At 64.6% G+C, this 14250-nt stretch carries 20 protein-coding genes; 5 read left to right on the top strand and 15 right to left on the bottom strand.

The features are described from left to right. Positions 1-6: 6 nt before the first annotated feature. The 3 genes from GDH07_RS11325 to GDH07_RS11315 all read right to left on the bottom strand — a co-directional run bounded on the left by GDH07_RS11325 (position 7) and on the right by GDH07_RS11315 (position 1769). Entirely contained in the window at positions 7-513 is a 507-nt protein-coding gene (locus GDH07_RS11325; protein ID WP_152897582.1) for a GNAT family N-acetyltransferase, read from the bottom strand. Positions 514-546: 33 nt separating this feature from the next. Then, positions 547-1119: an HD domain-containing protein gene (locus GDH07_RS11320; RefSeq protein WP_152897581.1), complete on the bottom strand. Its 573-nt coding sequence runs from the start codon at positions 1117-1119 to the stop codon at positions 547-549. 92 nt (positions 1120-1211) lie between these two features. After that, positions 1212-1769, bottom strand: coding sequence for a helix-turn-helix domain-containing protein (locus GDH07_RS11315; protein WP_246195943.1), 558 nt, complete (start codon positions 1767-1769; stop codon positions 1212-1214). A 171-nt stretch (positions 1770-1940) separates the two neighbouring features. Here GDH07_RS11315 and GDH07_RS11310 point away from each other — a divergent pair, with 171 nt between their 5' ends. Next, complete coding sequence (locus GDH07_RS11310; RefSeq protein WP_103324295.1) at positions 1941-2270, top strand: low molecular weight protein tyrosine phosphatase family protein; 330 nt, start codon at positions 1941-1943, stop codon at positions 2268-2270. Between the two features lie 120 nt (positions 2271-2390). Here the strand turns inward: GDH07_RS11310 and GDH07_RS11305 are convergent, their stop codons facing one another. The 4 genes from GDH07_RS11305 to GDH07_RS11290 form a co-directional block, all read right to left on the bottom strand. Further along, positions 2391-3569, bottom strand: a complete 1179-nt coding sequence (locus tag GDH07_RS11305; RefSeq protein WP_343038215.1) for a PrpF domain-containing protein — start codon at positions 3567-3569, stop codon at positions 2391-2393. A gap of 130 nt (positions 3570-3699) precedes the next feature. Further along, positions 3700-4086: a DUF4180 domain-containing protein gene (locus GDH07_RS11300; RefSeq protein WP_152897580.1), complete on the bottom strand. Its 387-nt coding sequence runs from the start codon at positions 4084-4086 to the stop codon at positions 3700-3702. Continuing rightward, positions 4073-4948: an alpha/beta fold hydrolase gene (locus tag GDH07_RS11295; RefSeq protein WP_152897579.1), complete on the bottom strand. Its 876-nt coding sequence runs from the start codon at positions 4946-4948 to the stop codon at positions 4073-4075. Before GDH07_RS11295 ends, GDH07_RS11300 begins: the two co-directional genes overlap by 14 nt. Next, on the bottom strand, positions 4945-5364 hold the full coding sequence (locus GDH07_RS11290) for a helix-turn-helix domain-containing protein (protein ID WP_152897578.1): 420 nt from the start codon (positions 5362-5364) through the stop codon (positions 4945-4947). The genes GDH07_RS11295 and GDH07_RS11290 overlap by 4 nt, the downstream gene beginning before the upstream one ends. Before the next feature lie 293 nt (positions 5365-5657). On the opposite strand from GDH07_RS11290, the gene GDH07_RS11285 reads away from it, so the two are divergent. After that, the gene (locus tag GDH07_RS11285) at positions 5658-6239 is read left to right on the top strand and encodes an AidA/PixA family protein (protein WP_246195942.1); all 582 of its coding nucleotides are present in this window, start codon (positions 5658-5660) and stop codon (positions 6237-6239) included. Positions 6240-6352: 113 nt separating this feature from the next. Here the strand turns inward: GDH07_RS11285 and GDH07_RS11280 are convergent, their stop codons facing one another. The 3 genes from GDH07_RS11280 to GDH07_RS11270 form a co-directional block, all read right to left on the bottom strand. Beyond that, positions 6353-7252, bottom strand: a complete 900-nt coding sequence (locus tag GDH07_RS11280) for an alpha/beta fold hydrolase (protein ID WP_152897577.1) — start codon at positions 7250-7252, stop codon at positions 6353-6355. After that, on the bottom strand, positions 7252-7896 hold the full coding sequence (locus GDH07_RS11275; RefSeq protein ID WP_152897576.1) for a DUF2239 family protein: 645 nt from the start codon (positions 7894-7896) through the stop codon (positions 7252-7254). Before GDH07_RS11275 ends, GDH07_RS11280 begins: the two co-directional genes overlap by 1 nt. Positions 7897-8002: 106 nt before the next feature. Further along, positions 8003-8221 (bottom strand): DUF3079 domain-containing protein, encoded by a 219-nt coding sequence (locus GDH07_RS11270; RefSeq protein WP_022644042.1) that lies wholly within the window; start codon positions 8219-8221, stop codon positions 8003-8005. A 373-nt stretch (positions 8222-8594) separates the two neighbouring features. Here GDH07_RS11270 and GDH07_RS11265 point away from each other — a divergent pair, with 373 nt between their 5' ends. From GDH07_RS11265 to GDH07_RS11255, 3 genes are all read left to right on the top strand, one after another. Continuing rightward, positions 8595-8996, top strand: coding sequence for a hypothetical protein (locus GDH07_RS11265; protein WP_152897575.1), 402 nt, complete (start codon positions 8595-8597; stop codon positions 8994-8996). 70 nt (positions 8997-9066) lie between these two features. Then, entirely contained in the window at positions 9067-9621 is a 555-nt protein-coding gene (locus GDH07_RS11260) for a UPF0149 family protein (RefSeq protein WP_152897574.1), read from the top strand. A gap of 76 nt (positions 9622-9697) precedes the next feature. Next, positions 9698-10393, top strand: coding sequence for a hypothetical protein (locus GDH07_RS11255; protein WP_152897573.1), 696 nt, complete (start codon positions 9698-9700; stop codon positions 10391-10393). A 36-nt stretch (positions 10394-10429) separates the two neighbouring features. Here the strand turns inward: GDH07_RS11255 and GDH07_RS11250 are convergent, their stop codons facing one another. The 5 genes from GDH07_RS11250 to GDH07_RS11230 form a co-directional block, all read right to left on the bottom strand. Continuing rightward, the gene (locus tag GDH07_RS11250) at positions 10430-12037 is read right to left on the bottom strand and encodes an alpha/beta hydrolase (protein WP_152897572.1); all 1608 of its coding nucleotides are present in this window, start codon (positions 12035-12037) and stop codon (positions 10430-10432) included. A 330-nt stretch (positions 12038-12367) separates the two neighbouring features. Continuing rightward, on the bottom strand, positions 12368-12712 hold the full coding sequence (locus GDH07_RS11245) for a hypothetical protein (RefSeq protein WP_152897571.1): 345 nt from the start codon (positions 12710-12712) through the stop codon (positions 12368-12370). 36 nt (positions 12713-12748) lie between these two features. Beyond that, positions 12749-13057 carry a hypothetical protein gene (locus GDH07_RS11240; RefSeq protein WP_022644035.1) on the bottom strand — a complete coding sequence of 103 codons (309 nt, stop codon included), beginning with the start codon at positions 13055-13057 and terminating at the stop codon, positions 12749-12751. 10 nt (positions 13058-13067) lie between these two features. Then, entirely contained in the window at positions 13068-13547 is a 480-nt protein-coding gene (locus GDH07_RS11235; protein ID WP_152897570.1) for a surface-adhesin E family protein, read from the bottom strand. Continuing rightward, complete coding sequence (locus GDH07_RS11230; RefSeq protein WP_152897569.1) at positions 13544-14188, bottom strand: hypothetical protein; 645 nt, start codon at positions 14186-14188, stop codon at positions 13544-13546. Before GDH07_RS11230 ends, GDH07_RS11235 begins: the two co-directional genes overlap by 4 nt. Positions 14189-14250: the final 62 nt, after the last annotated feature.

Raw genomic sequence — 14250 nt, 5'->3', positions numbered from 1 at the left:
GCGCCCCTAGCCCTGGGCCTCGAAACCCGGATGAAAGCGCACTTCGCCCTCCGGGCAGCGGCCCCGGAACGCCAGCGCCTGGAAGTACTCAGGGGGCACCCCGGGCAATACCGGTCCTTGCCCGGCCTTGAAGCCGAAACGCGCGTAGTAGGCCGGGTCGCCCAGCACCACACAGCCGGCGGCGCCCTGCTCCTGCAACTGCGCCAGCAACTGGCGGATCAAGCGTGAGCCGATCCCCTGGCCCTGACGCTCCGGCACTACCGAGACCGGCGCCAGGCCAAACCAGCCGGGCTCGCCACCGCTGAAGACCACCGGGGAGATCGATCCATGGCCGAGCAGTGCATCGCCCTCCTCGGCCACCAGGGACAGGGTCAGCGCGCCGGCACTGCGCAGGGCGTTGACGATGTACTGCTCGGTATGGCTGGAATGAGGCGCATCGCGAAAGGCTTCGCGGGTCAGCTGTTCGATGGCCGGGATATCGCCGGGACGTTCAGCGCGCAGGATCGGGTTCATGGGCTGCGGATACTCTCTGCAAGGGACCGGCGCTCAGCCGGCCGCGTCGATGTGGCGCCGCGTGTCGTGGTCGATCTGCTCGCGCAAGGCTCGGAACAGCGGCGTGGCGCTAGTGTAGCGGCGGCCGTAGTCGAGGTTGAAGCGGTAATCGAAATCCGCTGGGTTGCGCCCCTGATTGTGCTGCACCAGGGTCTCCAGCTTGTCCAGGGCCTTGACCGCCCGGGCCTCGGCCGAACTGGCATTCTCGTATTCGTCCCACAAGGCCAGCAGGCGCTGGCGGGCCGGGGCATCGAGGCAACTGGCGAGGGTCTGCAGGTCTTCACGCTCCTGCTGGCCCTTGTCCGGGTAGGCCGCCTGCTGTACCGCCGGGATGTCACCATGGATGGCTTCGCCCAGGTCATGGACGATGCACAGCTTGAGCACTTGCAAAAGGTCCAGCTCGCCCAGCTGGTCTTCCAGCAGCAAGGCCATCAGGCACAGGCGCCAGCTGTGCTCGGCGGTGCTTTCCTGGCGACCGCTGGAGGTGTGGGCACTGCGCAGTACGTCCTTGAGGCGCTCCGCCTGGCGCAGGAATTCGAGGCGACCGCCGAGGAGTTGATCGTTCATGGCTAAACCTGGATGAAATGACAGCCCAGCCTAACCACGATGTGTGTAACCGACCACGGATAAAATATCCGTGGCACCGGAGCAGGCTGGAGTCAGAGGGTTTCCACCAGCCGCACCGCGTTGCCGTCGGACAGGTTCAGGCGGGTCCAGCGGCACTGGCTGGCGGCAATGGGCACGATGGCCGAATCGTTGTGGCCACTGAAGAACTCCAGCGCCGGGGGCGCCAGCACTTCACGCCAGCCGAGGTCGTCGAGGGCCCTCTCCTTGCGCACGATTTCCTCGGTGCAGAAGCCCCACAAGGATTGCCCCAGCAACTCGCTCAAGGGCACGCCGAACTCCCCGGCACGGGTCGGCGAGCAGGCCAGCAGGCGGTGGGTCAGGTCGCAGACCAGGTGCACCGCGCGCGGGCTGTCGTTCACCAACCGGGCCAGGGCCTGGTCGGCGGCGGCGCTGAGGTTGGCCGCCAGCAGTTGCTCGAGCTTGGCGCGCTCGCTGGGTTCCATGGCTTGCTGGCCGTTTTCCCAGCGGGAAATGCTCGACTGCGCCACCCCGAACAGCTCGGCGGCGTGCTGTTGCTTGACCCGGTGCAGCAGGCGCCAGCGGCGCAGGGCCAGGCCCAGGTGCGGGGAGGTGAACATGGATGCGGACATGGAAGCGACAGGTCCCGGCTGGAAAGACGCGACAGTTTGCCCGGGGCCGCAGCCTGCCGGCAAATCGGCCTGACCGAGCGCACCAGCGCTGGACAAGCGGGCCGAAGCCGCGAAAACTCTCGGCCCTCGCCCGCCATCACGGCGGCACCATCAGCCAGGGAACCCGGCAGAATGCTCAATGTGTTGTTCGTCTGCAGCCAGAACAAGCTGCGCAGCCCCACCGCCGAACAGGTATTCGCCGATTGGCCGGGGATCGTCACCGCGTCCGCCGGGCTCAACCACGATGCCCAGGTGCCCCTGGGCCCGGAGCTGGTGCAATGGGCCGGGCTGATCCTGGTGATGGAAACCCGGCACCGGGAAAAACTGCGCAAGCGCTTCAAGCAGCACCTGCACCAGCAACAGGTGGTGTGCCTGAACATTCCCGATGACTATGAGTTCATGGACCCGCAACTGATCCAACTGCTGCAACAGCGAGTGCCACCCTTCCTGCCCGAATCCTGACGGCCGCTACGCGCCCGTACGCAGCCTGCGGCAGCGGCTACACCAAACCTGTAGCCGCTGCTGAGCCTGCGAAGCTGCGACAAGGCCCGCAGGGCCTTCAGCGATTGACCATGTAACCCACTACAGAAGCGCCTGGAGCAGTTCCGGGGAGGCGTTGTACAGCGGGGTACGGCCTTGCAGCAGGATCTGTGCGCTGCGCCGGTAGGCAGCGCCATCGATCAAGAGCTCGCCGCCATGCACGCGGGCGCTGATCAGGGTCTCGAGGATGCCCGCGGGGTTTTCGATGGCCAGCGGATACTCGCTTCGGGTCGCGTTCAATTGCCGGGGCTGGGCCAGCAGTTGCTGGGCCACGGTGCCCTCGGCCAGGCAGGCCGCCGCCAGGCAACAGCCGCCGGATACCGCCAGGGACGGATGGGCGTTCTGCGGGGTGAAGTAGCGGGTGGCGATATCACCGCCGTCGCGGGCCGGGCTGACGATGCAGATCTTGGGAATGGTTTCGCTGCGCCGCAGTTCCTCGGCCGTCAGCAAGCCACCGTCGCGCCGGCGCAGGCCCATGCGCAGGCCGCCCTCGACCATCAGCCCCAGCAGGCGCTCCTTGAACAGCGGGTCGGCGTCCAGCTGCGCCGGGGTTTCCTGCCCGCTCTTGCCCAGGTCCGTGGCCCGCACAATGACCATGGGCACCGCCACATCGATGCAGGTGGCCGGGACGCCGTGGAGCAGGTCGACCCGCTGCCCGGTGGGAAACAGTGCCCCGGTCTTGGCGCCTACCGGGTCATCGAGGAACAGGTCGACCCCGGGGAACTGGCCGTTGACCCCGGGGATCCGCGTGTCGCTGAGCAAGCGGCCGGCGTGGAAGCCCAGGCGTGCGCGCAGGGTGGTCTGGGTGTTGCTGTTGTAGATCTCGATCTGCCCGTCATCGACCTCCGGCGACAGCCAGCCCCGTTGCCAGGCGTACAACGGCAGGGCCGCCGACATGTTGCCGCAGTTGACGCTCCAGTCGATGGCGCTCTTGCCCGCCGCCAACTGCGCCAGGGTGCTGATCATCCGGGTCTGGCCGGGGTGGCGTTCGACGATGAACACCTTGTTGCTGGTGGGGCCACCCCGGCCCAGGCCGGTGATCTGATTATTGCCCGGCCACTCGCCAGCCAGGGGTACGCCCATCAGGTGGCGCAGCAGTTCCTCCACCAGGGCTTCGTCCTCGGGCAAGTCTTCCCGGGCCAGGATCAGCCCGGTGGAGGTGCCGCCACGGGCGTGGCACACGGGAAATTCGGGGATGGGCGTGGCAGAGGAATCGGGCACGGCGGGCGCCTCCGGGCTGGGCGAGAGAGAGGCCGCCGACCCAGGCTCGGGGTCGACGACAGCGCATGATAAACCGCCTGCCCGGCGTGATGTTGGTTGGCAGCGCCGTACTGGCCAACGATGCCAATGGCTAGTGGCGCTGGACCGGCTCGCCCCGCAAACGCCGTTCCAGGGCCGCCAGATCGTGGACGAAGCACCAATCGCCACCACGATCGGTCTCATACACCAGGTCGCGCAGCGCCCGACTACGCTCCAGCCAGGGTTGGATATCGCCCAGCACGGCGAACCTCAGGCCGTAGTTCAGCAGTTTCTGCACCAAGCTGCCGGCCAGCCGGCTTTGCAGATCGAAGAAGGCCTGGGGCAAGCGCTCGACGGGCCAGACGATCCAACGCCCGCCCAGCTCCCAGGCCGCACCGATCAGTTGCAGCGCCGCCGCTTCGCTATCCAGCAACGGCCCTGCCTCGGCTGCCAGCAACACCTCTTGCCCGGCCAGTGTCCGCCGCTCAAAGCGCTCCATTGGAGTCCTCCAGCGCGGCGTTTAGAAAGGCCAGCACTGGCAGGCTCTGGTCGCCCACATAGTGCGGCTTGTCGACCAGCAGGCGGACCTGCGCCCGTGGCACGCAACGTTGCAGGCGGCGCTGGCTGTCGAGGCTGTCCAGCAACACATCGCGCCCGCCGAGTATCACCAGCAACGGTATCGCCAGGCCTTGCAACTGGGCATCGCTGAAACGTGGAATGCGCGCCAGGCGCGGCAGAAAATGCCGGTCGATCACCTCGATCAGCCGCACCAGGGCCTGCTCCGCCGGCGGCAACTGGCGGGGCAACGGGCCCAACACCATATCCCGCACCCGACGCCGGCCCCAGCGTCCTAGCAACAGCCAGGGCGCGGCCCGCAACAAAAAGGCTTTCTGCCGGCCGATTCCGGAAGGCCCGAGCAAAGCCAGGGCCGCGACCCGCCCTGGTCGGCGCAGGGCAAAATCCAGGGCCACCCAGCCCCCCAGGGACACACCGACCAGGCTTGCCCGCGCCAGCCCCAATCCATCCAGCACCTGCTCCAGCCAACGGGCGTGGGCGTCGCTGTCCAAGGCTGGGCGAACAGCAGCGCTCAGACCGGCTTCCCCCGGCAGGTCCACGGCGTAGAGGCGAAAATCCCGCGCCCAACACTCGACCTGGCGCATCCAGCTGGCGCTGTTGCTCTGCGAACCGTGCAACAGCAGCACGGGCGGCGCGTCTTCGGGGCCAGAGCGGATGACGAAGGTGTCGCCAAGGTCGGTGTCGATCCAACCCTGGGAATGAGCCACCGGCCACAGCCCAAGGGTCTCTCGGTACTGCGCCAGGATCGCAGCGGCGCCTGCTGGCGACTTGTACACCCCGCTCACGGCGCGAAGTTCTGCAGTAGTCGGTCCAGTAGGCCAAGCAGCGCGGCGGCGGTGCCCGGGGGAGCCACCAGCACCACCTTGAGCTGGTCCTGCGTGGGATCGAGCAGGGTCTGCAGGTGCACCACATCCTGCCCCTGAGCCGCCAGGGCTGCTTGCAGACCACGCGCCAGGTACTGCTGCAACTCGATGCTGGCACCGGCAATGTCCACCACGCTGGTGACCTTGGCCTGCCCGGCCCGAGCCGGTGTCTGCTCCGATTCGCCGGCCAGAACCTGCAGGCGCGCATGGGCGATACGGTAGGCGCGCCCGACCCGGGTCGCCGGCAGGCGCCCTTCGCGGATGAAACGCAACACGGTCTTGGGGTGCAGTTGCAGGCGCGCGGCGGCTTCATTGACCGAATAGAAGGCTTTGTACATGGTTCATGATTCCGGAGAGGGACGCCAAATATTACCCATTGCTCCCCTCAATAGGAATATTAAGGATTTTTTCTAAAAGCTACCGCTCGTCCAGCGTCGTCGTTTTTCCCGCCCGCTGATTTGACTCTGGGTACTGGCGATCTAGATTCCACTCGCGACTTCATGGAAGTGCATCCAGCCCGCTGTCGGCATACCGGGCCAGAGACCCGATGCTCGGTGGTCGCATCCCGGAAAGGTGATTCCCCATGCGCCTGGACAACCCGGGCGCGCAACCTGATAGCAGGGAGCTGGAAATGAGCGACGTAGACATCATGGTCACCATCGATGTGGACACCATACTCAACAGCGAAGGCCAGAAATTCGACACAGGGGTGTTCCATATCCAGAAGACCGACCCCACGCAACCGACCCACCTCTACAACTACACCAACCAATCGGGACGACTCTCCAGCCAGGCCATCTACATGGTGGCCCGGCGCAACATGACCAACCAGACCTCCGAGGGTACCGACGAACTGGTGGTCAACGTCCGCGAGGGCGACCACATCCGCTGGCGCACCACCAGCCTGTCCAAGGGGCTTGAACATGCGGTGCTGCTGTACAAGTACACGCAATCCAATCCCCAGGTAACCAATCAGAACCCGGCCTATGTGCAGAACGTCGCGCCCCAGGTGCTGGACCAGACTCCCCTGCCCATCATCAACCAGAAAAATCCATCCGGGCAGCCCATCGCCCAGACGGTCAGGAACTTCTACTGGGAGGGTGACGCCATACGCCAGGGCAGCATTACCTACACCTGGGCCTTCATGATCGTCGACAAGGACAACAACGTCGTGGGCTACTGCGACTGGGACCCCTATATCAATATCAGATGACTGCCCTCGCCCCAGGCAGGGCCATGGTCCGGGGGCAACCTCGGGCCATGTTCATCCTCGTGCACATGGCACGCTTGGACCAGAGCGCCAGGGCGCCACACAACCTGCCATTCCTAGCGCTGGCGCGCCGTACGCTCGATGGCCGCCAGCACCTGGGGTTGGCAGGCCGGTAGCAGGTCATGGCCCATGCCGGGAATCAGCAACCACTCGGCACCGGGGATCGAACGCGCGGTGTCCTCGCCACAGGCCGCGGGCACCAGCGGGTCGTCGCTGCCATGGACCACCAGGGTCGGCGCCTGGATGCTGGCCAGCCGAGCCCGGCGATCCCCGGCACAGGCCAGGGCCGCCAGCTGGCGCATGAAACCTGCGGGGTTCCAGCCTCGGCGCAGTTCCTCCAGCACCAGCTCGCGCTGGGCCGCTTCGTCGAATGCCCGGACACTGCCGGCGATGCAGCGGGCCAGGGCCAGGCGCTGGGCAACATGGCCCTCCAGGTCGAGCGCCGGGTCTGCCGCCGGTGCCGTCAGCAAAGCCATGACCTGCGGCGCGGGCGGCGGCAAGGCCGGGTTGCCGCTGCTGGCCATGATCGAAGTCAACGAACGCACCCGCTGCGGATACTCGCAGGCCAGCACCTGGGCGATCACCCCGCCCATGGAACGCCCCACCACATGGGCTCGCTCGATGCCCAGGTGATCCAGCAGCCCCAGGGCATCGGCGGCCATGTCTTGCAGGCTGTAGGGCAGCGCCGGCGGCCGACCGGCCAGCAGTGCCGCAAGATCCGGCACATCGGCCTCGACCAGATGCGTCGAAGCGCCAACATCGCGATTGTCGAAGCGAATCACCCGGAACCCACGGGCAGCCAAGGCCCGGCAAAAGTCCGAGGTCCAGCGCACCATCTGGGTGCCCAGGCCGGCGATCAGCAGGATCGCTTCGGCGGTCTCGTCGCCATGACTGTCCCAGGCCAGTTCGATGCCATTGACCGATGCGCGCTGCAGGCCGGCGCCTGGCCGGGCCATCACTGCCCTGCCCCGACGAACTGGGCCCCAGTGGCCAGGCGCAGGGCATGTTCGCGGATGTCTTCGGGCCAACCTTGCAGTCGCTGGCCCAGGCCCTCGAGATCACCGGCGAACAAGGCGCGGGTGGCTTCTTCGTAGCCGGGCAAATCCCCGGCCAGCGCCAGCATGAACTGATAGGCAGCCTCTTGCGCCATGCGTCGTTGCTGCGCCGCATCGGGATTGCGCCGGGCCTCGTCCACCAGCCGCCGCAGCACCGCCGAGGCACCACCGGGCTGGCTGGCCAGCCAGTCCCACTGGCGTGGCAGCAAGGTCACCTCGCGGGCGATCACCCCCAGCTTGGGCCGCCCACGGCCACGGGGCGAATCGGCCGCAACCTCCACCTCGGTCTCGGCAGCCGCGGCCGACCGGTAACGCCCGCGACCCGGTGCAGGGGCCTGCGCCAGGCGTTGCGTCACTTCGGCCTCGCTGCCCCGCAGGTCGAGGTCGATGACCCGCCCCGTAGCATCGTCGAATACCAGCAGGCTGGCGCAAGCCGGATCCCGGGACGCATCGCGCACCGCCAGGGCCACTTCCAGCAACGGGCCACGGGCCAGCAAGCGCTGGGCCTGGAAGGCGGTGACAGGTTTGGTGAGGATGTCGGACATGGCAACGGTCTCATGAAGATGAAGCCAAATAATACCCGGGTAATAAAATCCCGATCAATATACCCGGGTAAAAATATTCGACCCGCCGTCTCCGGCCCTTCCCGGTTCAGTGGGTATCGCGCTCCGGCGGGGCTGGCTCGGCGCTGGCCGGGATGTCGAAACCCCAGTCGCCATGCAGGTACCAGTCTTCACCGAGCATTTCGGAAGGATGCATGGTGCGATCCGAGCCGTTGCCACAAGACAAGGCATTGGCGGCGCAGTAACGGTCGCAGCCCCAGCAGATGCGCTCGGGATGCTTGGGGGAAAGGGGAAAGGGCTTGGCCATGGGAACTCCCGGTGCCGGGGAAAGGAGCTTCACGTTAAAACGTCCCATGCGCCGCGACCTTGATCCCGATCAAGCCCGGCCCGCCAGCGTGGCGAGGCCGGAAAGACTGTCGGGGTTTCCCGGGGCACAGCGGCCCTGGCACTGGGCATATCGGCAGAACCGGTCCGCGAACTAGTCCATCTGTACTAATGACGAGCCGTTTTCGGCGTCGCTATAGTCCTGCCCACACCCCTTCCTTGTGTTCCACCTCCCTCTCACCGCAGCCCTGCGGTGCGAGGGTTCCCTCCCCCCTTTTCCAAGACTGCCGAGCCGTTGCCGGCCCGGTGCAGATTTAGCTGCGAAAGCCGGAACGCCGCCGCTATGATGGATCCCCATGAATCCAAGCCCCGCGATCCGCCAACCCTGCCCGCCCGGTGCCTGCGTCTGCCAACGCGAGCAGTTGCTGGGCACTCCCGGAGCCGACCTGCGCATCCTCAATCTCACGCGCCAGGAAGAAAAACGCCTGGTGCAGCGCCTGGAGAATCTCAAGGACCTGGCCGACCTGGAGCACATGCAACGCCGGATGTACCAGCAACTGGGAATCCGCCTGGAAATCACCCCCAGCGACAATGAAGTACGCAGCATGCGCGGCATCGCCATCGTCCTGGTCGAGCATCCCGGACTGTGCCGCAAGACCCGGCAGAACATACCCGCCGCAATTCGCCGGGCCATGGAGATCCGTCCGGAAATCGCCTACCGCCTGCTCGACTCCCAGGACCTGCTGCGCGACGCCTGAAACGCCCGGTGCTTGCAGCCACAACGCCAAGGCTTGAGAATCGCCGCTGTTTTTCCCTGGAATGCCCATCATGCAGAACACTCCCCTGAACGCCGCCGACTTCGAGACGCTCGAAGACACCCTGCTCAAGTACGGCGACGACCATTCGGTACTCAACCCCTGCGAGCTGGACGGCTACTTCACCGCCCTGGTGTCGGGCCCGGCCCAAGTCGATATCGCCGAATGGTTCCCGGCGATCTGGGGCGGCGAGAACCCGGCCTGGGAAACCCCGCAGGAATGCCGGCAGTTCATCGACCTGTGCGCGCGCCACATCAACAGCCTGGCGGTGCAACTGGACAGCGACGCCGCAGGCTTCAAGGCACGCCTGGAAGCCACCGAGCACCAGGGCCAATCGTTGTTGCTGGCCGAGGAATGGTGCTTCGGCTACCTGCGCGGGGTCGCGGTGGGCAACTGGCCGCAGATGCCGGCGCCGCAGACCGCCTTGCTGCAGACCATCATCGACTGCGCCGAGCAGGACAACTTCGAGCTGCCCGCGGACCTGGATATCGCCCGGCACCAGCAGCAGGTGGCGAGCATCGAGCCGGCCGCCCGCCAGTTGCACCAGTACTGGTCGAGCCAGCGCTAATCCCACCGCCGCCTCTATGGCCTGTACACCCACCGGGCTCCTCTGGCGAGCCCGGCTCTTCAAGGATGAATGCCCGATGATCGAATGGATCAAGCGTCTGTTTGGCCGTGATGCCTCGGCAACGTCCCTCTCACTGCCAGCAGCAATACCCGAGCCCGCCCCACCGACGCTCACGGATTTGCTGGCAACCATGCAGACCTGCGCTCAGGATCCAGCGGGCGACTTCTACTACAGGACCGAGGCCGCCAATGGGTGGGGAGATTTTTTTACCACCGAGTTTCGCGTGACCTGTCGTAACAAAGATGGCGAGATCACCCAAGACTTGAGGAAGAATCCGCCTCTTCTACAGGCCGCCGCAGGCGGCGCCCTGGTGCATGCCTTCTATTACTACGCCTCGTTCAACGACGGGCAGGCCAAAATCAATGCTCTGCATAAAGAGTTCACCTTCTCCAGCACTGGCCTACTACCCATTCAAGGCGGCTGGATGACGTTATGCTTGCTGGCCCGCTACAGGAGGACCACCCCCGCACTAGTTGCCCGGCAGAACCATCTCGACCAGACCCAGGACAATCAGGGGAGTCGATACATCATCTGCAATGCCAACAACCTGCACATTCCCCGGCAAGACATCCAGCTGTACCTGGAGGGCCAGTGGTACCCATTGCCCGCCATCGACGACCTCACCCTGAGCACCATCATGACGACCTGGAAGAACGAGGCCCATCTGAGCGCGACAGCCTTCGCAACGCTGCTCAAGGCGCTGAAGGTCTGAACACTCGCCCTCCCCCAGCGCCTCGTTGCTGCCACCTCACCGAGCAGGCGCGTACTGCTCCACCAGCTTCCACAACAGGCGCCCCATGGGCAGGCGGTAGATATCGCTGTGGGCACCGCCACCCGATCCGGGCGAGTTGAACTGGGTGATGCCGTTCGACGCATCGATATAGGCCACCTTGTGCCCCTGGCCGGCGCCGTCGAACGGGTCGACACATCCCGCCTGGCCATACTTGCAGGCCTCGAACCGGCCACCGGGAGTGGCGGAAGTATCGGAGGCGGTCATGCAATCGAATATCGGCTGATACAGCGAGCCCGGCGCAGCGCAAGCCTTGCGGTAGGAGCCGATGGAACCGGCCGGGTCGGTCCAGACCACGAAGGGCGCGCCGGTGGCCGAGTCTTCGGTGGCGGCGGTCAAGACGATCTTGGTCTTGTCCAGCCGTGCGAAGTCACGGTAAGGGGCGCCTTCACTGCCTAGCTGCGCCGCAAACCGGTTGATGCTCATGGCTCCCTGCAGACCGACCGCCAAGTCCACCGGGCTGCTCACCATGGGCTGGTCGGGAAAACCACCCTGCAAGGGCACCAGTGCCGGCGAACTGAACACCGCCCGGGTCATGGCGCGAGCACCGAAGCTGTGCCCGAGGGCCACCACCCGGGCGTGGCTGCCGGAAGCTTGGAGACTGAGCGGGATGGTTTCGTTGAGCAGCTTGTTCAACCAAGACAAACCGATTTCGTCGGCATCGTTGGCCTTGTTGGAATAACTGAACACGTTGCCGAACGAGTTGGACCAGTAGGAAGGCCAGGTCACTCCGATCACCAGGGGCCGGAAGCTGCCAGCAGGACGGTCCTTGGCCAGTGGCTGGATCGCCTTGGTGCGGTCGATGGGACTTTCCTGCTGGCCGCTGGCCGCTTCGAGCGAAGCCGCCATCAAGTTGCCGGTCAGGTCGTTGAAGTTGCGAATGGCTTCCTGTTGCGCGGTGTTCCAACCCATCACTATTACCAGGATATGGGTGTAGCTGCCCTGTTTCAGGTCCTTGGTCAAGTTGTCTTGCAATGACACCAGCGCGTACTTTCCATAATCATAAAGTTGATACTTCTTGGCATCTACCTTATCGAGGTTGGTCGATATTTCGCAGGCGTGCCAATCGCTGACCTTGGCCAGGTCGTAGTCTTTTCGCGTCAAGGATATGGGTTTGGCGGCATAAGCGTTATATACAAAGCAGTGACTTTTCGAAAAGTAAGGAACATTACCGCCACGATCGTCCCTGGCTACCGAGTTCTTGATGATGTGCGACACGAACATCGCCTTGGGATCGCTGTTCTGGAAGCGCTCGATCTGGCTGGACGTTCCCCAGCGGCTGGGTTGTTCGGCCTGGATGTACCGGCCACTCTTGACGAAACTGACCTGGGGATAGGGCTTGGGCCCACCCACCGTCGCTTGTGGGCTCTTTTCCAGGGCCACTACGTAGCCCGGGTAATGCAGGGCCGTGCCGGAGGGAAAGTACAGGCTGGAATGAAAACCTTGCGCATTGGTGCTCTCGACGTCCAACGCCGATTCATAGGGCTCCATAACCGTACCGGGCCCGGAACAACCGGCGATACTGATACCCAGGATCCAGATACCCGCCCACTTCAGACTCGCCATGACTGACTCCCTGGGTCATGTTTGACCCGGCTGCTGACAGTTGCATTTTTTATTCTTGGATGACGTGCAGCAACTGCACGCACCGTTGACCACAGCCTGAATATAGTCAGCAAACATCAAATAGCCATTAACCAGAAAACATCCAAGAAAAAATAAATAAAATCAAAGCACCGACACTGATAGTTCGACGCAATGCTGAAATCTCGAATATGAAAATTCGTAAAAATCGCAACTTAAGCAGAAGCGAATAGCCAACTTATAATTAGCTGGCAATCAACTTAATCATTCATGCCGCGCAACACAGAGACCGCAAGTCGCAGGCGAGCGCAATCATTCATAACAGCCATCGCAGGCCTCCAGCAGGTTGAGTAGCAGTTGCTCATCGATCTGCTCGTCGTCCAGGCCAACGGGGCCGGCCTGGCTAGGGTCCGAGATGCACTCCAGCACCCGCAAGGGCAACTGGGCGGCGCCGAAGAACGCCAGGATGTCGCGCACTTCCTGTTCCCGTTGCACATGGTCGTTATGGAACAGCCAGGCGCTGTAGAACACTCCCTGGGGCCCCTGCCCCAAGTGCTCGCGGGCGATGCGCAACGACATGCCCAGGCGCTGGTGGAGAAATTTCACCAGCGCCAGGTCGGTGCTGGGGGCCATCAAGGCGATACTGATTCTGGACATGTCCTGATCCTGCGAAAAAGTCGGTGGGGCTCGGCCCTAGTCCGGGCGCCAGGGCTTGACACCTTGCAGATGCCGCTCGATGTCGTCCATATCGTCCTCGCCCAGGGTCAGGTCGAAGGGCTCGGTGAGGATCCTGCGGACCTGCGCCAGACGTCCGGTGACGCGCTCGTTGTCGATGAAGTCGGTGGTCGCGCGCTGGTAGTCCGCCACGGGCTTGTCCACGTAGTGGCTGCCCATGCGGTGCAGCGACAGCACGATGAACTCCAGCTGCGCCAGGGCTTGCAACGCCTGGTCTGCGGTGAGCGTGATCTTGCGGTTGTTCTCGCGTATCGGTCCTGCTGCCATCGCCCTGCCCTCAATCGCCCTGGGGGCCCTTGAACGGCGGCGCGCCCAAGCGTGCCGCATCGATGCCACAGGCCATGTTGCGCAGCTCGCCGATCACCGACTGCCGGGGAAAGGCCGCCCATTGCGCGTGGGCCTCCTTGCGCATGACCTCCACGCCCTGGGCGAAGGGTTCGGAGAAATACACCCGGCCCAGTTGCGCCGATTCATCGCGCTCGCAGTTGATGATCCGCACCACCCGCGAGCTGTGGATCAGGGGTTTGGAATCGCCCGGGGCGGTGGGCTTGCTGTAGTTGTTGATCAGGTAGAACTGCCGCAGATGCGGGTTGTTCTGGTACAGGGCCAGGGAGTTGGCTGCGAAGTAAGTCGCCGACTCCGGAGTGTCCAGCACTTTGAACATGGCCTCGGGACGCGCCGCGCCAGCATCGCGGGCCTGGTCATGGGCACAGCCCGCCAGCAGGAGCACGCCACCCAGCCACCACAGGCGCTTCATTGCGCTGCTCCCTGGGCCATGTCTGGCCGCTCCTGGCGCAACAACGTGGCATCGACGCTGCCTTGCAACGAGCAGAGCATGCGGGTCTTGCCGCCCTCCACGCTGAGCATGAGGATCTTTTCCGCAGAACCCGGGGCCGGGGCGATCTCGGAAACCGCCGCCGGGTTGTCCTGCCAGGGCGCCTGGGCGCTGGGCTTGATCTGCGGCCGGGAGATGAAGTACTCGCCCGCCTCCTGCCAGCCGGCCTGGGGCATGGCGGCCATCACCGCTTCCCGGCTGGCATCGATCTCCAGGCCCCAGAAGTAGTAGATGCCCTCGCTGCCCAGGTCGAACACGCTGTCGTAGTAGCCGGTCAGCTTCAGGCCCTTGTCTTGCAGCGGGCGGGAGAAGGTGGCGGTGGAGGTCGCATTGTCGTGCCGGTCGGGTACCGGAATCCAGGCGATGCCTTGCTGGTCGTCATGCTTGAGGGCCACTACCCGGCCGAGTTCGGCGCGCTGCTGGTACAGGTCCTTGAAGAACGCCGGCTGGCATTGCATCAGGCTGTCGCTCAGGCTGGCCGCCAGCGAATTACCGGCCCACAGGCTCAACACAAGGGCCAGGGGCTTGGGTGAATGGCGGGAGAAGGCGCGGATCAAATCCATTGTCAGAAGCTTCCGGGTCAGGCGAAAAAATCGCGACTCTAAACCTCGCCAGCTTCCGACAC

It is taken from the genome of Pseudomonas piscis, assembly GCF_009380155.1.
In the GTDB taxonomy this organism is placed as follows: domain Bacteria; phylum Pseudomonadota; class Gammaproteobacteria; order Pseudomonadales; family Pseudomonadaceae; genus Aquipseudomonas; species Aquipseudomonas piscis.
This window is presented reverse-complemented; position numbering and strand designations above follow the sequence as displayed.